This is a genomic window from Paenibacillus sp. FSL F4-0236, assembly GCF_038000135.1.
Lineage (GTDB): Bacteria > Bacillota > Bacilli > Paenibacillales > Paenibacillaceae > Paenibacillus_AQ.
The window spans coordinates 46,132-70,199 of record NZ_JBBOBK010000001.1 but is presented as its reverse complement, the minus strand read 5'-3'; the positions used below and the strand labels follow the sequence as shown (position 1 = coordinate 70,199).

The 24,068-nt window shown below is 41.6% G+C and carries 16 protein-coding genes; all 16 read right to left on the bottom strand.

Annotated elements, in window-relative coordinates:
* Nucleotides 1–72 precede the first annotated feature (72 nt).
* Nucleotides 73–1,092, bottom strand: coding sequence for an endo-1,4-beta-xylanase (locus NSQ29_RS00365; protein WP_341124060.1), 1,020 nt, complete (start codon nt 1,090–1,092; stop codon nt 73–75).
* A gap of 28 nt (nt 1,093–1,120) precedes the next feature.
* Nucleotides 1,121–2,653 carry a glycoside hydrolase family 43 protein gene (locus tag NSQ29_RS00360; RefSeq protein ID WP_341124059.1) on the bottom strand — a complete coding sequence of 511 codons (1,533 nt, stop codon included), beginning with the start codon at nt 2,651–2,653 and terminating at the stop codon, nt 1,121–1,123.
* A 47-nt stretch (nt 2,654–2,700) separates the two neighbouring features.
* The gene (locus tag NSQ29_RS00355) at nt 2,701–3,603 is read right to left on the bottom strand and encodes a carbohydrate ABC transporter permease (RefSeq protein WP_340975000.1); all 903 of its coding nucleotides are present in this window, start codon (nt 3,601–3,603) and stop codon (nt 2,701–2,703) included.
* A gap of 59 nt (nt 3,604–3,662) precedes the next feature.
* Entirely contained in the window at nt 3,663–4,631 is a 969-nt protein-coding gene (locus NSQ29_RS00350; protein ID WP_076285296.1) for an ABC transporter permease, read from the bottom strand.
* 84 nt (nt 4,632–4,715) lie between these two features.
* Nucleotides 4,716–6,419 carry a sugar ABC transporter substrate-binding protein gene (locus tag NSQ29_RS00345; RefSeq protein WP_341059509.1) on the bottom strand — a complete coding sequence of 568 codons (1,704 nt, stop codon included), beginning with the start codon at nt 6,417–6,419 and terminating at the stop codon, nt 4,716–4,718.
* 115 nt (nt 6,420–6,534) lie between these two features.
* Nucleotides 6,535–8,073, bottom strand: a complete 1,539-nt coding sequence (locus NSQ29_RS00340; protein WP_149645044.1) for a response regulator transcription factor — start codon at nt 8,071–8,073, stop codon at nt 6,535–6,537.
* A gap of 15 nt (nt 8,074–8,088) precedes the next feature.
* Nucleotides 8,089–9,894, bottom strand: coding sequence for a sensor histidine kinase (locus NSQ29_RS00335; protein ID WP_042194513.1), 1,806 nt, complete (start codon nt 9,892–9,894; stop codon nt 8,089–8,091).
* A 25-nt stretch (nt 9,895–9,919) separates the two neighbouring features.
* Nucleotides 9,920–11,452, bottom strand: a complete 1,533-nt coding sequence (locus NSQ29_RS00330) for a response regulator transcription factor (protein ID WP_341126709.1) — start codon at nt 11,450–11,452, stop codon at nt 9,920–9,922.
* 193 nt (nt 11,453–11,645) lie between these two features.
* Nucleotides 11,646–12,710: a bifunctional transcriptional activator/DNA repair enzyme AdaA gene (locus tag NSQ29_RS00325; protein WP_341124058.1), complete on the bottom strand. Its 1,065-nt coding sequence runs from the start codon at nt 12,708–12,710 to the stop codon at nt 11,646–11,648.
* A 7-nt stretch (nt 12,711–12,717) separates the two neighbouring features.
* On the bottom strand, nt 12,718–13,506 hold the full coding sequence (locus NSQ29_RS00320; protein ID WP_341124057.1) for an isocitrate lyase/PEP mutase family protein: 789 nt from the start codon (nt 13,504–13,506) through the stop codon (nt 12,718–12,720).
* Nucleotides 13,507–13,665: 159 nt separating this feature from the next.
* On the bottom strand, nt 13,666–14,592 hold the full coding sequence (locus tag NSQ29_RS00315) for an EamA family transporter (protein ID WP_339267131.1): 927 nt from the start codon (nt 14,590–14,592) through the stop codon (nt 13,666–13,668).
* A gap of 243 nt (nt 14,593–14,835) precedes the next feature.
* Nucleotides 14,836–17,493, bottom strand: a complete 2,658-nt coding sequence (locus tag NSQ29_RS00310) for a copper amine oxidase N-terminal domain-containing protein (protein ID WP_341124054.1) — start codon at nt 17,491–17,493, stop codon at nt 14,836–14,838.
* 190 nt (nt 17,494–17,683) lie between these two features.
* Entirely contained in the window at nt 17,684–19,753 is a 2,070-nt protein-coding gene (locus NSQ29_RS00305; RefSeq protein WP_341124052.1) for an iron ABC transporter permease, read from the bottom strand.
* Nucleotides 19,750–20,772: an ABC transporter substrate-binding protein gene (locus tag NSQ29_RS00300; RefSeq protein ID WP_341124049.1), complete on the bottom strand. Its 1,023-nt coding sequence runs from the start codon at nt 20,770–20,772 to the stop codon at nt 19,750–19,752. The genes NSQ29_RS00305 and NSQ29_RS00300 overlap by 4 nt, the downstream gene beginning before the upstream one ends.
* 205 nt (nt 20,773–20,977) lie before the next feature.
* The gene (gene licT / locus NSQ29_RS00295) at nt 20,978–21,817 is read right to left on the bottom strand and encodes a BglG family transcription antiterminator LicT (protein WP_341124046.1); all 840 of its coding nucleotides are present in this window, start codon (nt 21,815–21,817) and stop codon (nt 20,978–20,980) included.
* 279 nt (nt 21,818–22,096) lie between these two features.
* Nucleotides 22,097–23,962: a beta-glucoside-specific PTS transporter subunit IIABC gene (locus NSQ29_RS00290; RefSeq protein WP_341124045.1), complete on the bottom strand. Its 1,866-nt coding sequence runs from the start codon at nt 23,960–23,962 to the stop codon at nt 22,097–22,099.
* Between the last annotated feature and the right edge of the window lie 106 nt (nt 23,963–24,068).

Here is a 24,068-nt window from a genome sequence, read left to right as displayed (position 1 = left end):
ACGTATAAATAACCCGCCCTTAATCGATATAAGGACGGGTTCACAGTTCATTATTTGAGCAGCTTGCCCACTCTATGATTTCGTGGCAGAGGTGATAATTCGATGGAAAGCTGGCTTCGGCTTATGCCCTTCATCGAATAGGAACGGCCAGTTCTTCCGCCCACGAACAGGGAAATCATCCAGCCAGGTATAGTCATCCGCTGCTCCCCAGAACGTAACCGAACTAATCACGTCCCGGTATTCTCTCAGCAGTGCGAACATCGCTTCATATCGATCTGCTTGAAGCTCGAGCAGCTCAGCAGGTACTGTCTTTAAGTCCATTCGTCTATCATCGAAACGGAACATGGATACATCCAGCTCTGTCAGTTGGAGCTGAAGTCCTAACGATGCATATTTTTCGATCGCTGCACGAATATCATCCAGACTAGGATCGTATAAATTCCAGTGTGCTTGCAATCCGACGCCATGGATTGGCACGCCTTCTTCCAGTAGCGACTTCACCAGTTTATAGATTTTGTCACGTTTTAATGGATGGGATTCGTTATAGTCATTGTAGAACAACAAAGCCTTTGGATCGGCCTCATGCGCGAATTCAAACGCCTTGGCGATAAAGTCTGGGCCCACAATGTCGAGCCACTTCGACTGGCGAAGAAGCTCTTCTCCCTCATCAGCGATTACCTCGTTTACAACATCCCAAGCATAAATTTCTTCCTTATAACGTCCTACAACGGTCTGAATATGTGATTTAACTCGTGCAAGCAGAATCTCTTTGCTTACAGGTCCTCCGCCCTTATCCTCAAACAGCCAGTCCGTAGTCTGGTTGTGCCAAATCAAGGTATGTCCGCGCATCGCCATCTTATATTTCCTGGCGAAGGCAACCAGCTGGTCTGCCGCCCTAAAGTTATAAATATCCTCAAGTGGATGTAGACTTTCAAATTTCATCTCATTCTCAGCGGTTATACTGTTGAAATGATAAGCAAGCAAGTGCTCCTGTGATTGGATAGTTAATGGGTTAACGGCTGCGCCAATCTTGAAATCCTCTGCGAACACTGTCTTTAGTGCAGGCTCTGTAAAATCACTAGCTTGTCTCAACAAGTTCCCTCCTAACAAACGCTATTCATTATGACCGATAATCGAACCAATCAAAGTGGGCAGGTACCTCAGCTACTTTACCATGACCTGTCGCATATAAACCAACAAGAACACCGGTAAATCCGTTTCCTTTGACAGCTTGAGGGGATAATGGATAGGCTAGAGCCCTAGATAGCTCGATCCATTCCTGACCATCCAAAGAATAAAGTAAAGTGTATTCCGTTAGCTCCGCCCGAATTTTCAGATATAAACATCCAGCAATCGTTGGAATCTCTGCAGCCACATGTGTTGTTCCATCAACAGTTAAATAAGCTGTAATCACTCTATGTCCATTTCTTTGCGATAGTGCAATTTCATAATGTGCATTCTCGTCCAATCTAGCACAGAGTCCAGCCTCTTCACCGTCCACGGTAGGGTTAAAATCTAGTAATGTACTCCATTCAGCTGAAGTATGCTGCTGTCTTCTGCCTATAAAGGCTACCTGACCCACTTCATTAAGGTCTTTCGATTGCCCTCGAAGAGCTAGAAAACCCGGACGTTGGCTTAGTGACCAGCTTCCCTCTGCCGGATTCCGCAGAAAGGATAATCCCAACGGCAATACAGGGTCATCAAAATCATATCTTCCGCTAGTCTCAGGTTTTGGCGAATGACCCGGTACACGCGGAACCTTCATATCCACTCCTACGATATCTTCGTTATTATCAATCATCGGCCATCCGTCTTCATTCCACGTTACAGGGGCAAGAAAGGTCTCTCTTCCTAGCACTGTATAATTGGAATCTACTAGACGTACTCCAAGGAATACGGCCCACCAATCCCCGTTACGATCTTCGATCAGATCAGCATGTCCTAGATACTGAATGGGACTATCAGTCCCGCGATGGGTCAATATCGGTTGCTCTAATCTTTCAAAAGGACCGTAAGGGGAGGAAGAACGACCGATAATTTCTCGGTGTTCCTTTGCCGTGCCGCCTGAAGCAGACATGATATAATACATTCCGTTAATTTTGTACAAATGTGGTCCTTCCGTCCAAGGTCCACCATCCCCAGTCCAGATGACAACAGGTTCTGTTAATGCTGCTCCTGTAGCAATGTCTATCTCATATTGAATAGCGTGGGAATCATAATCTGCTCCCTGCTGAGTGGTTACATATACCTTTCCATCCTCATCAAACATTAGGGAAGGGTCAATTCCTCCATAAGGAATACTAATCGGGTCTGACCACGGACCCGCTGGGTCCGTAGCCGTAACATAGAAATTCCCCTTCCCGTGTATTTCGGTCGTTATCATGTAAAACGTTCCTTCATGATACCGGATGGTTGGAGCAAATATACCTCCAGAGCTTTTGCTCTTACGTGTATCTAGCTGACTTACACGATCTAATACATGACCAATTTGTGTCCAGTGAATCAAGTCCTGGCTGTGAAAGATAGGCACCCCAGGAAAATATTCGAAGGAGCTACACACCAAGTAGAAATCATCCCCTGCTCGAGTGATACTAGGATCTGGATAAAAACCTGGAAGTATTGGGTTCGTGTATGTGATCGGAGATTGGGTCATAATTTAACAAACAACCTTCCTATTCCTTAATAGTGATTGCAAACTGCTTATTCCTTCACGCTTCCCACATTCATTCCAACTACAAAGTACTTTTGCATAAATGGATAAACTAGCAAAATTGGAACCGAAGCAACGATAGTAACGGCTGCACGAATGGACTTTGGAGTAACCATTGACCCCGCTGACTCTGCAGTTACCCCTGCCCCGTTAGCTACACTTGCGCTACTGTTCGCATTCATACTAGATTGTATTAGTTTCATTAATTCATACTGCAATGTACTCAAGTGCTGGCGGGAAGAGGTGTAGATAAAAGCATCAAACCATGAGTTCCATGCACCTACCGCGACAAAAAGGGCAATGGTAGCAAGAACAGGTTTACATAAAGGGAAGACTACTTTCATAAAAATCTTGAATTCCCCGGCACCGTCGATTCTCGCGGATTCCATAAGACTTTCATGTAAGCTACCAATATAAGTACGGATGACGATCATATTAAATGCACTTATCATAGTTGGTATTACATATACCCAAAACGAGTTTAGCAAATGAAGATCCTTAATTAGGAAATAGTTTGGAATCAGACCCGCATTAAAATACATGGTTAGAACGAAAACAAAGGTAATCTGCTTGCGGAAAACATATTCTTTCCGGCTTAAAGTATAAGCAAGCATTGTGGTTAAAAATAGATTCAGGATCGTAGATATCACTGTTCGTGCTACCGAAATCCAAAAAGCAGGAATAATTGTACCAGAGGCAAAAACGGCTTTGTAGTTCTGTATAGTCCACTCCCTAGGCAATAGATAAATGCCTCCGCGGATGGTATCATTCCCCTCATTTAAGGAAACTGCTATAGTATTCAAGAATGGATACAAGGTAACAATGACTAGACATAACATAAAGATAGTATTGAAGGTACCGAACACTACTGGTTCGATCCCTATAATTCTCATACGTTTTCTACTATTACTTTTTGGAGATTTCTGAGGTATTAATTGAGTTTTTTCCATGATTATAACAGCCTCTCTTCCCCTAGCCGCTTCGAAGTCCAGTTAGCTAAAAGCAGCAACGTTACACTTACGACTGTTTTAAATATGCCTCCCGCAGTGGCTAAGGAGTAATTCCCTTGCCCAATCCCGTATTTCAATACAAATATATCAATCGTATCCGACCAGTCTACAGTAAGCCCGTTCCCTAACAAGTACGGAACCTCAAACCCGACATCCAGTACATGTCCTATGGACATTATCATCAGGATTACAATGGTTGGTTTAATTCCCGGCAATGTTACATTGAACATTTTTTTGTACCGGTTAGCCCCATCAATCTCAGCAGCCTCATATAAAGCTGGATCTATAGAAGCCATAGCAGCCAAGTAGATGATTGTACTCCATCCAACCTCTTTCCAGACGGTTGAAGCACCCACAATACCCCAGAAATACTTCCCTTCACTCAACCAAAGGATTGGTGAATCGATAAGATGTAATTTCATGAGCACGATGTTGATAATCCCGTCGTTAACCGAGAGGGAGACACCTACAATCCCTGTTACAATAATCCAGGAAAGAAAGTGAGGTAGGTAGGATATGGTCTGCACGGTTCTTTTCCAAAATACATTTTTGATTTCATTAAGAAGTAAGGCTAATGTTATCGCGGTTATAAATCCTAGAAAGAAATTAATTAATCCCATAGCCAGTGTGTTTCGTAGTACCCTTAAAAAGGTATCATCCGTAAATAGAAACTTGAAATGTTTCAAGCCGACCCATGTCTGTTCGCCAAATGCCTTAGCTGGTTTATAATCCTGAAAAGCCATTGTCCATCCCCAAACAGGTACGTACGCAAATAGTACAATATACAGCAGCAATGGAACTGACATCCAAATCAGCTGTTTCTGATTCTTAATCAAGGTCATAGTAATCGGTTGCTTCTTTTTTCTTTTAGGATGCCGGTTAACTTTTTTTCCCGTTAAAATCTCATCCATATATTTTCTCCCCACATCATCCATATATTTCAGAAAGTGGTTGGCTAATAAGCCACCACTTTCTGATTTTTAAGCAAGCTCTAACTATTTAACACTCCAAGTATCAAATCTCCATTTAAGCTGTTCATTGATTCTGTCTTCGTAAGCTTTAATATCCGCTTTATGAAGTTCTCCAACAAATTCAGTCCAAACTTTATCGAAATCGGAAGGGCTAGCCAAGATTGCTTTTGGCAGGTACTTGGTCTTAACTTCTCCCATCTTCGTATCGGCAATTTTTGCTGGAGAATTTTCAACAAGATCTATCGACCAAGCAGGATAAGCCACTGGGTTCGGTCCAGGCTTACTGAAGAAATCTACATAACTGTTGAATCCATATGCGTCAAGAACTTCCTTGTCATACGCTTCCAACCCTGCTTTATATTCTTCTGGTTGGGCTGCCGCATCCGTTGAGTTACCGTCTGCAAAGTACCCTTGCATTTTCGGAGCGGTAGCATACCAAGCTTCTGCTTTGTTACTTAGCTTCCATGTAGCATCAACTGCGTTATCCCGTTGCTCCTGGTTTCTTATAAAGCGACCGTCTACCACTTGATAATCTTCGCCTTCAATCCCCCAAGTGAGGGTTCTTTGCCAATCTTCTTGAATCAATGTGTCCATAAGTTTAAGGATTCTCACTGGATCCTTAGCATTGACAGTAATCCCGAATCCATTATTCAAGTTAAGAGCAGGACGATCCAGATAATAATCTTTGGTGTTAGTATCATACACAAGAGGCAGACCTACATAAGTGCTCATATCTTTCCCTTGTGTCTTGAGTGAATCTTCTGCTTTACCAAAGTTCCAGTGCTGATCAAACATTCCCAGTACGGCTCCGCTAGACAATTTAGCTAAATATTGGTCATAATCCATTACAAATGCTTCTTTATCAATAATACCCAACGCATTCATATCATTAAGTTTTTTATAGTACTGCTTTGCATAGTCTTTATCCGCAAAGATTTCTGCTACGTTATCCTTAACTACTACTCCGCCATCATTAGGATGACCGATCAGATGCTGAGGAGCGTTAAACAATCCCCAGTTTCTCCAGTCTTTGTTATGAATCTCAAACCCAATTGTTGGTTGACCATCAATGGTTGGATTTTTCTCTTTATATTTCACGATAAGATCGAAATACTCGTCCAAAGTTTTAACCGTTGGATAACCGGCATCTTTAAGTACAGCTTTCTGAATCCAGAAAGCTGGGCCAGAGTAATAGGTTGTATTCATCTCACCATTGTACGCACCATAGTTTGGAAGTGTATAAATGTGTCCATCATTGGGATCCTTCATCATGTTCCAGTAAGCTGCGTAATGCGCTTTCAAATTCGGAGCGTGTTCTTCAATTAAGTCCTCGAGAGGAATAAATGCACCTGCTGCCGTCAGTTGGGTATTGGAACTCATCAGATCTGGATAATCCGAACCGGCAATCATAACGCCAAGCTTCTGTTTAAGGTCTCCAGCCAAGAATTCAAAATTGAATGATGCGCCTGTTTTTTCTTTGATCATCTTGTAAATTTTGTTATCTGGTGTGGGTTGCTGACCTGCTTCTCCAAGAAAGATACTAACTTCAAAAGGCTCTACCTTCTTATCATCGGTTCCAGTTGCAGTTGCAGCTGTTGTTTCTGCCGGTTTGTTTTCCCCCTTAGCAGTATTACCGCTGTTATTTCCACCGCACCCTGCTAGAGCAAAACTTAGGGATAACACAGCAATCAGACTAAGTTTGAACTTTGATATTGACTTGCCCCCCATAAAGCACCTCCATATTTTGTTGGTGTAACCATATTGTAAGCCCTTACAAGTTAAATTATAGAGGTGATGATGCCATTGATAATACACCAGAACTAAAGGTGTACCCCCAAAAAGTTTAGGTATTCGTATGTTTAAATTCATTAGGGCTCATCTTCATCTTCTTTTCAAATTGTTTGAGAAACTGACTATAATTGGAATACCCTACTTTCTCGGCGATCTCACAGTTTTTCAGCTTATTGTGTTGAAGTAAACGCGCAGATTCCTTAATCCGGAGGTCATGCAGCTGCTCATTAAAATGAATGCCATTCTTCTTGATCAATAATTGTCCCAGATACACTGGATGCAGGAAGAATACCTCCGACAGCTTTTTAATTGTAAGATTTTCGTGATAATGCGCTTCAATATAGTTGTTGATTTCCTGTACAATCCCCTGTGATTTTTGGATTTGTTCTTTTAGAAGAATATCAATACTCGCCTCACCACATGATAAAAGATTACGCATTAAATCGTTCAACTTCATCATCGAGTCCCGCATTTCGGGGATTGTTATTTGGGTTAACAAGGAGGATACCTGAACTTCACTAGCTTTCGAAGTAAACTCAACGATCTTATACATAATATGAATAACGATCTTCTTCACAACCTCTGGAGCGATGCGCATCTCACGAAAACTGCGAGAGGCCAAGCCCACAGCTTGTTTAAAGCCTTTTATGTCCAGTGTGTTAATGGGTCTCATTAAGTCATCCATCAGTTGAATTTGATCATAGTGATAGCTGAAGGGACTATCTTTGGTTCCCTGATAGGTCAAGAATCCTGAATGATCCGAATTATAAAAATAATACATTAACGCTTCCTTCGCCGTTCGGTAGCTATTCGCAATTTGAAGCAAAGAGCCCTCGCTATCCCCTACTGCAATATACATGGCTTGCTTAGGGTGTTCATTCAGCAAGGGAGCTACTGCAGGATATATTGCGGCACCCTCATCAGACTCCGAAGGATAGCCGTATACGATTCCAAAGCAAAAAGCCTCCAGATCGATCAGAAACATCGATTCCGTATTCGTTAGGAGAGCTACTGCTTTCTCTCTGATTTCCGTATACATCGTCGGGTCTGTCTGTAGTAAACAAATATTCCAAAGGCTTTTGCCTTCCGATAGACGTGTAAGAACTGTAAAGTCTGACTTATCTTCTGCCTTCTCATTCAGAATGCTCTTAAGAAGAGAGACAACTTCCTCTGAGTTTGCCATTTGATTTAAGCTTCGCTTCTGAGTTTCCTGTTCTAATTCCCGATATATCTCCTTCAATTCTTCTGACGCCTCTTCTTCGAAAAGCGGTTTCATCAGATAATGGTTAATGCCATAACGTATAGCTGTCTTAGCATATTCAAACTCACTATAACCGCTTAGTATGGCAAACTTAATCGGTTTAGTCTCCTCTTGCTGCCAGGCGGAAACCATTTCCAGACCATTCATTAGCGGCATATTTACATCTGTAATGACAAGATCCGGCAGTAGCTGCTTTATTAACTGTAAGCCCTCTTTGCCATTACTGGAGGTTCCACATACTTCAAAGCCAAGCGCCTGCCAGTCTATCCATAGCTGCATCCCCTCAAGAGCACTAGGCTCATCATCGATCAACAATACTTTGTATTTCATAGGCTCCCTCACCTTCTAGCTATTTTTTCGTTCCAGGAGCTTTAGCGGAATGCCAAACGTGACAACAGTCCCTTCATTCGGGACACTGCTGATTTCAAAGCGAACCTGATCTTCATAATATAGCTCCAGTCTGCGATACACGTTGCGGATTCCGATATTCGTTCCTGAGGAGGCTTCTTCATTTTGAACATTAAATAAAATTTCTTTAAGCTGGCTTGGTTCGATCCCTTTACCGTTATCTGAAATTGTAACTTGCAAACGACTATCCTCGATTTCCGTCTTTACTTTAATGATACCGAGTCCTTCTATGGCCTGCAGACCATGCTTACAGGAATTTTCTACTAAAGGCTGCATGCTTAGCTTTGGAATTTTATATTGCAGCGACTGCTCATCGATCTCAAATTGATAATCAAATTTATCTCTGAACCGGAATTTTTCTATTTTCAGATACATCTCAATGAACGTCATTTCTTCTTCCAATGTAACGAGATCTTCTTTCCAGCTAAGTAGTCTTCTGAGCAACTTGGATAAACTCTTAATGATGTCTGTAACGTCTGAATAATTATTTTTGGTACAGACCACTAAAATGGCATTTAAAGTATTGAAGAGAAAATGGGGATTCATCTGACTTTGCAAGAAATTCAGTTCAGCCCTTACTCTTTCCATCTCCAGATTATTCTTTTGAATCTCTAGTTTGTATACATCGTTAATTAGAGAATTAATTTTAGTGGTCATTCTATTAAAGTTATGAATCAAGTCACCAATCTCATCTTGTCCTTCATCGATTTGAATAAGATCGAATTTCTCATTCGTTACTTTCTGCATATGCCTAGACAACCGTTTCACCCGATAATTGTAGGATCTTAACATCACATATAGAAAGGCGGTTGTGAGCAAGGTGACAATGGACGCCAAAATACCCGCATAAATTCGAATCTCCAGAATGGCCTGAGCAATACGCTCCCCCTGCGTAACCCCTATAATTCGCCAGCTTTTTATATAACTAGCCCCGCCAACGGGTACAATATGTATGTCTTCCTTGCGCTCATCATCCTGAAGCTCGAATACAGGATAAGGATCCTTCGTACCTCTCTGATACCCGCTCTGAGCAGACATAATGATTTCATCCTGCCCGTTAACCAGGTAAAGACTCAAATAATCCTTTTCTCTAATTATAATGTCATATATTTTACTGATATCCAGGTCAATTCTAAGCAGCTTCTCATAGGTATTCAGTGAGCTGTATACATCCATTCGTTCAATTACACTTAAATACGGGGCATTAGAAGCCACATTAGGCGCTGAGCTCATTTGATAAGCAGCAAGAAACATATGTTTATTCGCAGCACTGAACTGCTTATACCACTCACTCTCCCTTACCTTGTCCGTGATGACCTGATAGTTACTCCCGGAAACAATGGAGTCATTATTCGTAAATACAGTAATTCGTTCAAGCTGATTGTTAACTGGCATATAACTGTTCATCCGATCTCGAAGCTGTTCGTCGAAGGTGTCATAAAATTCAATCATGTTCCCATACCTGCGCTCTAGCAATTCATACAGATTCTTATCGGAGGACAGCGTATAGCTAACTGCTACTCCACCCTCAATGAAATCCTGAATATCCTTTCTGGCCCTCTCTAAAGAGATTTCTAAGTTTTGCTGTTCTCTGGATTTGATCAAATCAGAAATCCGATCCAAAAAAACAAGGTTGATAATAATGATAGGGAGAAGCACACCAATAATATAAATGAGGGAAAATTTATAGTTCAGTGGAATGTCATTGACTACTTTTCTAAATCTGAATTTTTTTCTCTCCATACGAAACACCTTGCTTCCCCTAGAGCTATTGGTTTTTATTTTCATTTTTATAGACGGATGGGACTACCCCTACAATCAGCTTGAACTTGTCTATAAAATAGTCTGTATTTGAAAATCCCACCTGCACCGCAATATCCGATATTTTCAGCTGCGTTCGCTTAAGCAGACTTTTGGCTTCCTCAATCCTTTTGGCATTTAAATATTCACTAAAGCCCTGACCCGTTTGTTTCCTGAAAAGCTGTCCCAAATAGGTAGAATTGATATGAAATTGCCGCGCTAAATCCTGAAGCTTCAATTTATTCCGAAATTCACGATCCACATACTGAATCACCTTGTAAATCGTATTTTGTTCATTCTGCTGCTCTAATTCAGATAAATAGGCCGTCGCCAGCATACATAGACTTTGAACATAGCGGCTTAATGCAAAATAATCATTTAACTCCCCTAAATTTCCATATTCTTGCTGAATCTTTATCATCATCGTATCTGGAGTACCATTCATTTGGGCTATAAGTGTACAAATTGTAAGCTCCAAATGAGCCACTTGGGCTTGCACGATTTCAATCGTCAATAGATTCTCTACGAAAAAAGCAAACGTTTCTTTTACACATGGCTGTATCTGTTCTATATCGTTTGCCAGAACCTTATCCAGCAGCAGTTTGAAGTGATCCTCATGGTGTTCATTCTTCTTTAGAGCCCTAAGCTCACAATAATGAAAAACCCCCTTCTTCTGCTGATGTGTCTTGCGTTTCCATACATCAAGCGCCTGCATATAGATTTCTCGAATTGAACACACGCCTACCCCCCTAGTACTAATCGCCAGGAGTACCGGCTCATGTGATTGTTCAGCGAAATCCGAACGAATCTGGTTGACAATAGCGTCCAGACTCTCATTCCCAATAGAAGCAGACTCAAGAATGATCCCTGTTCTTCCCGATCGATCTTGAAAGAAATGTATACTTTCCTGAGGAAAGTAGTCGACGGTTCGTGGAAGAAATGGATTCAAAGATGTGGCTGGTTCGATAAGAATACACATTAATTCTGCATTCGCTTGAAGCTTCAACGTGCTCTGGGTTAGAAGCTCTAAATTTTCGTTGCACTCACCTTGAATTAGACGGTTGATAATATTGTTTACGATAAAAAATTGCTTCTTATCAAGCTCCTCGTTGGAAGCGATTTCATTTTGAATCATAGGCGTAATCCTGCTTAATAAGGACTCTATTTCATCATCATCAATAGGTTTTAATAAATAGTCATTCACTCGTTGCTGCAATGCCGTACGTGCATATTTAAAGTCATCATACCCAGTCAATACCACAAATTTCGGAGGCTTTGTCATCACTTCATTCAATTTTGCGATAAGCTCGAGACCGTTAATAACCGGCATATTAATGTCCGTTAGGACCAATTCAGGTTTATATTCTTGTATAAGTCTCAATGCTTCTGAGCCATTATGGGCTTCCGCGCACACTTCAAAGCCATATTTTTCCCAGTTAATCATCGTTCTCAGCCCTTCAAGCACCCAGGGCTCATCATCCACGATCAGAACCTTCAGCATGATGTTCACTCCAATCTCCTAAGATAAGGCTCGCTTTCTTATGAAAATATATATTATGCTAACACAATTGGATATTGTTGTGAATTCATAATTTTTCCTTCTTTTGCTTAAAACAGTACTTTTAAATCTGGCAAAAGCATAAAAAAACGACGTATCCAGACTTTCAGACACATCGAGTTCAGTATGGTTTTAGTTAATAAGCTACCTTCGAACTAAGGTTGTTCTCGTGATTGATTAACCATTCTTTTCTTGCCATGCCGCCGCCATAGCCCCCTAATTCACCATTACTATTGATCACGCGATGACACGGAACCAAGATCGATAATTGATTCGCTCCATTAGCTCTGGCTACAGCTCGACAAGCTGAAGGGTTGTTTATGTTCTCTGCAAGCTCCTTGTAAGAGACCGTCTGGCCTATAGGAATTCTTCGAAGTTCATTCCATACCTTTTGCTGAAAATCAGAACCTAAATAACGAATCGGTGATTTAAACACCGTAAGTTCCCCTTCGAAATAAAGAGTTAATTCCTCTTCAATTTGCTCTAGCACCGGTACTTTTTCAGGCAAAATAGTTGCATTCAAGCGAGTACGTAATTTCTTAATTTCGTTCTCAAGTCCCTTTCGATCCACAAATTCCAGCAGTAAAAGGCACTCTTCATCTGAGATCGCAAGCATAGACCCTAATATCGTTTCTATCCAGGTACAGTAGAGCACTTTAATCTGCTTAGAGTGATTCGGGACCGTTCCCATCGTTCTTGAAAAAGCATCCCTAAATCCATTACTCGAATCGTACCCGCTATCCAGTTGTGCGTTAATGATAGAATCCCCATTCCTGATATGTTTGAATGCCAGTCCTAAACGTCTGGAACGTGCATATTCAATAAAGGTCATTCCGAATTGCTTCTTAAATTGTCTGCGTGCAGTATTTGCACTAATCGACAGCTCATCAAAATCTTTATCTGTCCATTTCCTTTCCGGATTACGCTCTATAGCTTCAACAAGAAGCTTTACTTCTGAGGACATTTTTGTCGGATTGGACAAAGGCTGGCATCTTTTACACGGTCTATATGAAGCTAACAAGGCTTCTTTGGCTGTTGCGAAAAACTCACAGTTTTCTTTATATGGCTTTTTAGCCGGACAAGTTGGCCTGCACATGATGCCTGTTGTTTTTACGCCGACAAAAAATACACCTTCATAATTGGAGTTTTTTTCGACTAACATCTCATAATATTTATCGATTTGCTGTTTATTCGTGATCATAGTGTCGTTAGCTCATTTCTAAATAATGTGCGGGTGGCTGCAGAATGGACCGGGCATCGTCTTGAAGATGATGCAGTGCTTGAAAGTAACTATATGGACCATAGCTAATTCTTTTTACGCCAAGCTCCTGCAATTCAGCATTTGAAATCATACCATCCATCACCATAACATTTACAGGCAGTGGCGACTGCTGCACAAAATATTCAATCAAGTTTCGATCGGTGAGTCCTGGTATAAAAATTCCATCCGCTCCAGCAGCAGCGTAAGCACAGGTACGCTCAATTGCTTCATTCACTAAATCCAAAGAATGCTCCCCATTTTTGAAAAAGAGATCGGTTCTGGCGTTAATAAACACACTTTTTTGAAGTTTGGCTGCCACTTGCTGTATAGTTCGAATACGATGACTTTGTTCCTCGATTGCCCATAATTCATCATTCGGATGATTCACCTTTTGATCCTCGAAATTGATCCCACATATATCTAATTGGAATAATTGTTCTATGTTATTGGCTAAGGACTCTACATCTACAGCATACCCACCCTCAATATCTACCGTCAATGGCACAGATACATGTTCTGCTATTCTCGTAACAGCCCACAGTAGCTGCTCAAATGAGAGCTGTTCACCATCCGAATACCCCCATGCATCCGCCATAGCGAAGCTGCTTGTGGCTATAGCCTTTGAACCAGCTTTTTCTATCGCTTTAGCCGAAGCTACATCCCAGCAGTTATATAGCATTAGCGGATTTTCTTGATCGTGCAAAGACTTAAAATAGTCATAGTCATTTCTGTTCATCAGTGGTCATCTCCATTAAATAGAATAGCACCACTATATAATAGACAATGATTCGCCATACCAGAAAAATTAACACCAATCTTTTTTCGCAAAAAAAAACACCGATTGATGATCTCATCCTATAAGGACCTGATCATACCATCGATGTTAGTATACAGTTTAAAGTTCTACCTTACGGAGTGATGGTTTGGAGGAAGGTTTAGGTGACTTTTTCCCTGTTCGCATCGGTATGATTTGTGGTGCAGCAATTCCGATCAGAACAACGAAAATTCCAACCCAGCGAAGTAGGGATACTTCTTCTTGCAGGACTAACACGGAGGCTACAACAGCTGCCGGCAACTCCGCCGCACCAAGAATCGTTCCCAGACCTGATCCCAGTTTCGGAACACCAATAGAAAAGAAAAGCACAGGAATAACTATACCAAGCAACCCTAAAGGAAGACCATACTTCCAAAGTCCATCTGTAAGTGCTCCGTCATAAATAAAGGAAGGGGAAAAAACAACCATAATAATAATCATTGCACTTGTAGTCATATACAAGCTTTTATTCACAGCAGGTACCTGCGTAGCCACTCTCCCACTGACAAAAATATAAAAGGCAAACGACACCGCAGACATCAAACCGAAAACAATACCACTCGTAGTCATTTCGCCTACACTAGGTTCTAGAATCCCCCCAGCTAATATGGTTCCTATCAGAAGGATAACCATTGAAATTATTTTCTCTCGACTAGGCCATTTTCTATCTACAACAGCCTCCAGAATCACACCAATCCAAGTAAATTGGAATAAGAGAACGATCGCAATCGAAGCAGGTAATTGTTCAACGGCAAACCCATAGAAAATACCCGTCATACTAATGGTAATCCCCGCGCCTAATAACGAAGCACCTACCTTTAATCCGAGTTTTTTCCGGGAAAATAATACAACTAACAAGAGCAGCATGCACCATCCAAAAAAGTATTGCGCCCCGACCAGTTGCTGCATTCTAAATCCATCGTTCATTCCAAGCTTGACGATCGTTGACAGCGATCCATAACTACATGCTCCTATAAATACTAGTAAAGCATATTTGAGTAACTTCATATTCATCGTAATCTTCTTTCCTTTCTGTTGAACCGTCCTATTGAACCGTCCAAATCACATAATAAAGCCCCTTGTCATCGAAATGACAAGGGGCGACTGAAACCAAAGAATACATCTTTGACAAAATTCCGCCACTCCATCCACTGGATAGAGTTTGGTTTATTTACTTATAACAATACGAATTATAATATGATAAATCACACAGGGTGTCAACTTGAAATGTTTACAATAACTTTATTTCGGTTATATTTCAAACTCTTCTGTTGAATTTGAAAGACCACCATTCTGTACACCACTATTATTCGCTACAGCAAGAACATAAACCTTATATTTGACACCTTTAACAATTGAATCTCCGTTTACATCCCTAGTCGCAGTGAATATTGAAGGATTCGTCCCGTTAGGGGTTACAGACGTATAATACGAGGATCTCACCTCAATAGCATCCGCAGAGCCAAACCCTTGTTTGGAAGGAACCACCAATACTCGATATTCAGAAATATTGGACTCATTGGCTGATTTTACGAAACTAATCAGGATTCTCCCATTCTCCTCTTTATACGTTACATTGGTTACAGAGCTCACTGGGCTCTTAGTAGTAGACAACGTAATAACCGATGACTCCCAGGACAAAGCATTTGGACCGGCATAATTCCCACTACCGACAGATAACACATACACTTTATAGCTGGTTCCATCCTTTATCAAATTGCCACGTACGTCTCTGGCTGAGGCGTCTAAGACTTGACTCGTACTGTTGCCTGAAGTACTTACCAAAGTGTAGTTGGAACTGGATACATTATTCGCTTCGGATAGGCTGAAGCTGCTGTAATAGGACGTAGGCACCACCATAATTCGGTATTGGCTAATGTTCGTTTCATCTGTGGCATGGCTAAACGACACCTTTAGATCCCGGCCATCGCCATAGTCATTTACATCGCTGACACTCAAGTTTGTAACGGCTTTTACGCTAGAATCATTCAACAAAGTAATGACCGATGAAGCGGAAGAGAGCACATTCGAATCCCAATAAATCCCGCTTCCGATGGTTAACACATATACTCTATAGCTAGTTCCATTCTTTATCGAAGCTCCGAGAACGTCTCTAGTTGACGAATTCAATACCTGACTGGTAGAAGACCCAGATGTACTCACCGATGTATAGTTGCTACTTGATACATTATTCGCTTCAGCTAAACTAAAACTACTATAATAGGATGTGGGTACTACCATAATCCGATACTGGCTAATATAGGTTTCGTCCGTCGGATGAGTGAAGGACACTCTCAAATCTCGGCCATCACCATAGTCGTTAACGTCACTGACACTCAAGTTTGAGACGATACTCACACTAGAATCATTCAACAACGTAATGACCGATGAAGGTGACGAAAGCACATTGCCAGTATTACTGCTTCCAATAGATAAAATATATACTTTATAGTTGACTCCATTCTTTATCAAAGCTCCACGTACATCTCTGGTTGATGAAGTCAATACTTGATTGGTTGTAGTACCTGTTGTACTCACTGCTGTATAGTAGGCACTCGATATATTATTGGCTTCAGCTAAACTAAAGCTACTGTAATATGACGTCGGAACTACCAGGATACGATACTGGCTAATATAGGTTTCGTCCGTCGCATGAGTAAATGACACCCTCAAATCTCGGCCATCATTATAGTTGTTAACGTCGCTAACACTTAAGTTAGAAACCCCTATGTTGGACAGCGTAATTGCAGATGAAACAGAAGATAATACATTATTTGCTGCATTACTGCTATCAATCGCCATGACAAACACTCTGTAGTTCACGCCAGTTTTAACAAGAGCTCCGTCCACATCTCTGGCTCCTGAAGATAAAATTTGCGTGATATTATTTCCCGTCTTGCTGACTAACGTGTAATTAGCACTGGTCACATTATTTGCTGTAGCTAAATTAAAATTCGAATAATTAGTAGCTTTGACAACAAATATCCGATAAGAACTTACCTTCGACTCATCTGACAGCTTATTGAAGCTGACCGATAAATCTCTTCCATCTCCATAATCGCTTATATCATTTACTTGTACATTATTTATTGCCGCTACAGTCTTATTCACTAGTGTCATAGTGGAGGATCCACTAGAAAGTGCACTGGCGTTACTTCCTTTGCCAACCGTCAAGACATAAGCCACATACGCTTGATTACTCTTAATTGAATCACCATCAACAGTCCTCGAAGCAGAAGTTAATTTAATCGAAGGATTAGTACCTGTTGGTAATACCGTAGAATAATTGTAAGAGGTTATCGTTTGTGCGGACGACAAGTTGAGAATATTCCCTGATTTCACAATCAAAACACGGTAATGATCCACTAGTGATTCATTTGCCGCTCGAGTGAAACTAACCTGAAGATCACGACCATCACCGAAATCACTCACATCCTGCGCTACTACGTTGGATACTGGGCCTGCATTTCCAACGTTAGAGGCTGAAGTCGTTATAGTTACAACTTGCGTCTTGGGGTTCCATCCTACTTCATGGCCCAGTGCTTCACTGACGAACCTGGTTGGTACCATCGTTCTCCCCTTCAGATTCAAACCAGGCACGTCTAGAGTTACAGCCTTATTGTTAATGGTGGCGGTCTTTGAGCCAATCTTTAACATAATCGTTGTATCATCTTTAGTTGCAGTTACAGTTTGTGCTTTTTGATTCCACTTGATGGTGGCATTAAAGGCTTCAAAAATAGCCCGCAACGGCACCATCGTCCGCCCATTCACCATCACCGGTGCTTGATCTGTAGACAATCGAACCCCGTCAATAATAATACTGATCGGAGTAGCAGCCTTTACAGATGATTGAAACATCATCGGAAAGACTACTAAAACTACTAAAATTGAAATCCATAACTTCTTCACAGATCCACCCTCCTGGAATGACGAATACATTTTTTACCTACTCATCTGACGCTTCTAAGTATATAAAAGTTTCATGATTTATAGGTTACAAAAAAATAATCTAGACACCCATCAATCCATGATGAAAGACGAGCTAAGCACTCAAAGAAATAAAAAAGAGAGAGCAGTATTACCACTCTCTCCCCAAGGGTTACACCTTTCTGACTTGCGACCGATACATTAAAAATAGGAAATACGGAGCTCCGATCAACATTATTATAAGACCCGATGGAATTTCTTTCGGCGCCATAATGGTTCTTCCCAGCGTATCCGCAATCACGAGCATCAATCCGCCAAGTAATCCTGACAGAACAATAGATCGTCTCGTGTGATGCCCAATCATCATCCGTACAGCATGCGGCGCCATAAGTCCGAGAAACCCAATGGTTCCTACACTTGCAACAGCTCCCGCTGCAAGCATCACACCGATAATCATCGCCCAAAGCCGAGTTCCGCGAACGGGCAAGCCCAGACCTGTTGAACTCTCATCGCCAAATGCTAGTAAATCGAATCTACGTCCTAAATAATAAGCAAAAGGAACGAGTACAATCAGGAAGATAAACAAGCTATTAAATTGATTCCAGCTTCGTCCGTAAGTCGAACCCGTTAACCAAATTAAGGAGCTGCTGCTCCATAAACTGCCCTTGACGATCATGACCTGTATTCCCGCAGAAGCAATTGCTGATACTGCAATTCCAAGCAGGATAAGGACAGATGGATTCAAGGCTCTACGCCATGCCATAACAAACACAAAGGCTGCAGCCAAAGCACCACCCGCAATTGCTGCAATAGGGACTGCTAATACCGTCAATGCCGGAAAAGCGACCATTACGGTTAACGCCCCCAATCCAGCACCCGAGGTCACACCAATAATGGAGGCGTCAGCCAGCGGATTTCGGACAACGCTTTGAATCAAGACACCGCTAATGGCAAGCGCGATACCGCCTCCAGCCGCAACGAGTGTACGCGGAAGCCGTAAATTCAGCAGGACGGAATAAGATCCATCTCCGCTGTGGATAAGACTGCTCAGTAGCTCGCTAATCGGTATTCTCGTTCCCCCAAGTGACAAACTCACAAGGATAACCGCAACGAGCAGTACGGTCATGGTTATCACCGCCGGAACAAAGCGCATCCGAAGCGCAGTTCCACCTATATTCATAGATGACTGACCTGAGCCTGAACCCGATATATTTTTCATCTTGGTGAGCACCAGCCATATGAGCCAAGGCGCTCCAATAATCGCCATAACCGCCCCAACTGGCATCTCACCTACACTGCTACGAACCATACGCGCAAGCGTATCCGCTGCCGTAATGAGCAGTGCTCCCCACAGCGCACTTGCAGGAATGAGCAGGTGATGCTTTCGAATACCGCTAAGCCGAACCAGATGAGGAGCCACCAGACCCACAAATCCGATCGGACCGACCACGCTGACCACGACCGCAGCCAACAATACAGATAAACCTAGACCTAACCCCCGTGCCAATCCAACACGTTGCCCGAGTGAACGAGCAGTGGACTCATCAAGCTCCAACGCGTCAAACTGCCTACCTGCGAGCATAGCTGCTATTAGCAATGGAATAACAAAAGGCCAGGCATACTTAACACCGTCCCAATCTAGCTGAATCAGTGAGCCGGAGCCCCATAAAAATAGGTTTTGCGTTTCGTTCTTGTTAAAAATATGTAGGGCCGATGTAAACGCGCCGAGAACCATAGACACGATCATACCTGATAAAGCTAATCGGACAGGCGTGGCCCCCTTACCACCACTCAACAAATAGGCAGCCAGTGCAGCAAGCAGCCCCCCTGCTACTGCAAGCAAAAATGGGAACTCATGCTGCAAAGCTGGAAAAGTAACCATACCTAGAACAACCATAAAATAAGCTCCGGCATTAATCCCCAATGTATCTGAAGAAGCAAGCGGATTCTTCGTTATCGTTTGCAATAATGCTCCAGCCGCAGCTAGAGCGGCCCCAGCCAGTAGGCCAATTACCGTACGAGGCATCCGGATATCCCAGAGCAGATTATGTTCCATCACATCCTGGCGATTTAGCAATCCCTCCAATACCGTAGCTGCAGGAATTTTGGCTTCGCCGAAGCCTAGGCTTAGAATGGACAGAACAAAGAGGACGGCAAGGCCGCCCCCAAATATTCCAATGATTCGCCAAGTCATTCCACTTGAGGCTTCTTTGCTGCTCTTCCCGTTCATAAAAGCACTCATTTCGCTAATGTATTTACTACTTCATCCACGATAACTTTGGAGGAAATCGGACCGCCAAACACCCAAGTAGTACTGCTCAATCCGAAGGTACGATTTTCTTTCACAAAGTTAAGGCCGTTCCACACGGAGTTATCCTTCAGTTCTTTCGTGAAAATATTATCATCCTTCTGAACGATATACATCAGGTTAGTATCCTGAACAGCCGGCAATGCTTCAACTGTTGATGTAGTGAAGCCGTAAACTTCGAATTTTTCGGGTTTCCAGTCGTTCTTTAGACCAATCCGTTCCAATGTTTGTACAGCAAGTGAGTTGTCTGTAAAGAGACGCAATGTTGCTGCATTCTGATAGCTGTAAGCTTGCGTCAGCACGTAATTCAAGCCTTCTTTACCTGCTTCAGCCAGCTTTGCCTTCGCTTCCGCATAATGTGCATCCAGCTCAGCAAGAACCTTGTCGCCTTCCGCAGTTTTACCTACAGCCGCTGCAATCGTTTTGAAAGTATCTTCCATCAACGTATACTGATTGCCTTGTCCTTCTTCCGGATACAGACCGAAAATCAGTGTTGGAGCGATGCCTTTTAATTGATCATAAATTCCTTCGTGTCCACCCGTATTCGCAATAATCAAATCCGGCTTTAATGAAGCAATGGTCTCTAGATCCGGCTCGTCGCGTGAACCAACATCCGTTACGCTTGCATCGAGTGGTACTTCAGAAGTTACATATAACTTGTAGTTTTCGTTATCGGCATTCCCCACCGGCTGCATTCCGAGCGCAATAATATCTTCCGTAAATGTCCACTCCAGAACTACAACCTTTTGCGCAGGCTTATCCAGCTTAACCTCGCCTTTAGAATCTTTTAATACGATCGGACCGCTTGTAGATTCACTACTTGCGTTTTCAGAAGCTGGTTTGTCATTTGCTCCCGCGTTTGATGTTGAATTATTCTTTTGGTTAGTACCACAGCCCGATACTACCAATATGATAGCAATAACCATAAATAAACTAATTAACCTTTTGTGCATTCTCTTTATCCCCCTGTATATAACGCTCGAAGTTATATTCTATGATAATTGTTATCATTCTATTGATAATGATTATCATAGATAACATAATAGTTATCTTATACGTGATTCCACCGAAAGTCAAAGTTAAAATTTAATATAGCTGGACTTTTTTCTAAAAAAAATCCTAATAAATCAAGGGCTTCCTTGATCATTAGGATGTTTGCTACTCCATTTTTTGGTTTGTAATTCTTTCAATGTGTATGGTAAGATACAGCATTTCATCATTTGTTAATTCACGATTGTATGTTTTATCAATATAGATTTTTATTTTCTCAACGCTGGCGAAAGCTTCTTTGTATTGCTCCTTCACTATATTAAATAAGCCGTTCTCATTATCTGGCGGTGGAGTGCCGTTGATGAGACGTTGGGCAAAAAATTTCAAGTGAGTGATAAACCGATAATAAGCGAGTGACTCCTCATCATACTCTAGTCTAAAATGATGCTTCACTATATTTAAGATGTCATTCATAATCTTCGTAATATTGACCATATTCGGCATCTCTTCATTCAGTTCAGCATTCACCAGATGGAGAGCAATATGTCCAGCCTCATCCTCGGGAAGCATAATGCCAAACTTTGAATGAATAATTTGAAGTGCAGCTTTCCCAACCTCATATTCTTCCTTATAGAACTTTTTGATCTCCCATAGCATGGCGTTTTTAATCTTCATCCCTTTTGAGAATCGCTCTAACGCAAAGCTGATATGATCGGTCAGACTGATGTAGATACTATCATCCAGCATTTTACCTAGTTGCAGCTTGGCGAAATTGATGATCTCTTCTGAAAGCTCCATATGCTCTATTGGAATCTCAGAAAGAAGCGTTTTTAGCTTATCTGAAAGCTTTTGATTGCTTAAAGTGAAGATCTTTTCAACTTTGTCTTCTTCTAGATAGTCCCCTTGTTTTTTCTTAAAGGCAAGTCCTCTTCCCATGACTACCAGTTCAAAATTAAGATCATCTATGACAGTAACAACATTGTTGTTTAACACTTTTTCGATCCGCATACGGCAACCCCTTGTACCAGAAATTAAAAAAGGCAAAACCAAAAGTAACCATTAAACAAATGGCTTAACTTCGGGTTTTGCCTGCACGACCAGTAACAATCCACAATTATTAATTAATAAAAATCATACCATGGACTTATTTAATCGACAAGCATCTAGCAATCCTTTCCATTATGCGCAACTAGCTATATTTTTATTATGTTTTTCATAAAAAATCGACCTCTCAGCATCCATACTAAGAGATCGATTTCATTTTAATTCTTATGGCCAGCCACTAAATCAAACGACAACAGACATCAAATCTTCCCCCGGAGTGATCGCTGCTTTCTTGGTGCCAATGACGTCACTATAGTTAGCTGTATTGGTAATAATGATTGGCGTTGTGCTTTGATAGCCTTCATTTTTTATTTGTTCGAGATCAAATTCAATCAGTAGGTCACCCTGTTTAACCGTTGCTCCTTCTTCCACTTTCACATCAAAGTATTTCCCTTTTAACTTCACAGTTTCTATACCGATATGGATCAGGACTTCAACGCCATCATCCGATACGACTGCAATACAATGACCTGTTCTGAAAATGGTGGATACAACCCCACTTACCGGGGAGTACAGCTTACCTTCTGAAGGTTCGATTGCCATCCCCTTGCCCATTGCTTCAGAAGCAAATGCAGCATCATCTACTGAGGATAAAGGGATTACGTTACCAGCTAGAGGACTTACAATAGTTGTACTTTTCACAGCGTGTGGGAGAATAACTTCGCTCTTTTCAGTATTCGTCTTTTCTTCTACACCATTCGATGTTTCTTCCACAGCATTCGCTTTCTTTTTGTCTTCAAAACCAAAGAACATCGTAATCACCGTAGCCAATATAATCGTCCCAAGAGCTATGATCGCTTGAATAGCCAAAGGATTGAATGCTGGAAGACTTAATACGCTCACAAATGCGAATACTTCCATTTTTACGCCAGCAAGACCCGACATTGCTCCACCTAGACCACCGGCAATGGATACATAAATAAAAGTCCGTTTGTAACGTGTCAACAATCCGTAAATAATAGGTTCAGTTACGCCTGAGAGCGCGCCAGGTAAAAAGGTACTTCCGGCCAATGTTTTCAACTTTTTGTCTTTTGTTTTCAAGAAAATCCCTAAAGCTACACCAAGTTGGGCGAAAATAGCCATACCTGCCATTGCATAGATCGGATCTCCACCCTTAGCAATGTTTTCAAGAATAATCGGAACGAGTCCCCAGTGCAAACCGAGCACGGTCAGGTACGTCCAGGAAATCCCCACAATTGCACCCGTAATAATACCACTCTTACTGCTGAGGAACACAATAGCGTCTCCGATTAAGTTCCCTACATTCACTCCAAACGGTCCGAAAACCAAAATGGTTAAAGGAACAATTAACATCAAACATAACATAGGTACCAAGAACAATTGTAAATCCTTGTGTATAAATTTTCTTAGTTGCTTATCTAGTAAAGCATATATACAGATGGCGATGAAAATCGGAAAAACGCTCGATGAATAATCCGACATTACTAAAGGAATACCTAGAAAATGTGGAGATTCAACACTGGCTAATCCCGTAATATTAGGTTCGAGTAAGGCCGCACCGATAGCGCCCCCTACATAAGCATTTACACCAAGTCTAATCGATAACGTAATGCCTAGGAAAATTGGCAGAAAGTAAAACACAGCATTACTAGCGCCGGCTAGTACTTTGTAAGTCTCTCCATCCGCCGCTAAAACATGTAACGAAGTCAGTACAGTTAATAGCGCTTTCAACATACCCGCACCCGCTAAGGCACCAATTAAAGGCGAGAAGCTTCTAGAAATCACATCAAAAATCAGGGTTCCTATAGGTTTCTTAACCGTATTATCGCCAGAATTATTACTAGGGGATATGGATTTGCTTATCTCTTTATAGACATCAGCAACATGGGTACCCACAATAACTTGGAATTGTCCCCCTTTGCTAACCGCACCAATAATCCCTTCCATTTTATCCAGCTTTTCTTTATCAACTTTCTGTTCATCATTAAGCGTGAATCTTAGTCGAGTAGCACAGTGAATTACGTTGTTAATATTTTTCTCTCCACCGACAGATTGAATGATGTCTTTACCTAGCTGTTCATAACTCATTATCCTACACCCCTTTGGTAACCGATATATTAATCAATCGAGAAGGAATGAACGCAAAAAAACCTAAATCACATTCATGCACGAGAGAGAAATCTCCCGTAAACAT

Bases quoted from the DNA above. Each gene is read 5' to 3' on its own strand.
- NSQ29_RS00290 (WP_341124045.1), bottom strand. From the start codon at position 23,962: ATGAGTTATGAACAGCTAGGTAAAGACATCATTCAATCTGTCGGTGGA.
- NSQ29_RS00360 (WP_341124059.1), bottom strand. From the start codon at position 2,653: ATGACCCAATCTCCGATCACATACACGAACCCAATACTTCCAGGTTTT.
- NSQ29_RS00350 (WP_076285296.1), bottom strand. From the start codon at position 4,631: ATGGATGAGATTTTAACGGGAAAAAAAGTTAACCGGCATCCTAAAAGA.
- NSQ29_RS00325 (WP_341124058.1), bottom strand. From the start codon at position 12,710: ATGATCACGAATAAACAGCAAATCGATAAATATTATGAGATGTTAGTC.
- NSQ29_RS00335 (WP_042194513.1), bottom strand. From the start codon at position 9,894: ATGGAGAGAAAAAAATTCAGATTTAGAAAAGTAGTCAATGACATTCCA.
- NSQ29_RS00305 (WP_341124052.1), bottom strand. From the start codon at position 19,753: ATGAGTGCTTTTATGAACGGGAAGAGCAGCAAAGAAGCCTCAAGTGGA.
- NSQ29_RS00355 (WP_340975000.1), bottom strand. From the start codon at position 3,603: ATGAGAATTATAGGGATCGAACCAGTAGTGTTCGGTACCTTCAATACT.
- NSQ29_RS00330 (WP_341126709.1), bottom strand. From the start codon at position 11,452: ATGCTGAAGGTTCTGATCGTGGATGATGAGCCCTGGGTGCTTGAAGGG.
- NSQ29_RS00345 (WP_341059509.1), bottom strand. From the start codon at position 6,419: ATGGGGGGCAAGTCAATATCAAAGTTCAAACTTAGTCTGATTGCTGTG.
- NSQ29_RS00300 (WP_341124049.1), bottom strand. From the start codon at position 20,772: ATGCACAAAAGGTTAATTAGTTTATTTATGGTTATTGCTATCATATTG.
- NSQ29_RS00320 (WP_341124057.1), bottom strand. From the start codon at position 13,506: ATGAACAGAAATGACTATGACTATTTTAAGTCTTTGCACGATCAAGAA.
- licT (WP_341124046.1), bottom strand. From the start codon at position 21,817: ATGCGGATCGAAAAAGTGTTAAACAACAATGTTGTTACTGTCATAGAT.
- NSQ29_RS00315 (WP_339267131.1), bottom strand. From the start codon at position 14,592: ATGAAGTTACTCAAATATGCTTTACTAGTATTTATAGGAGCATGTAGT.
- NSQ29_RS00340 (WP_149645044.1), bottom strand. From the start codon at position 8,073: ATGAAATACAAAGTATTGTTGATCGATGATGAGCCTAGTGCTCTTGAG.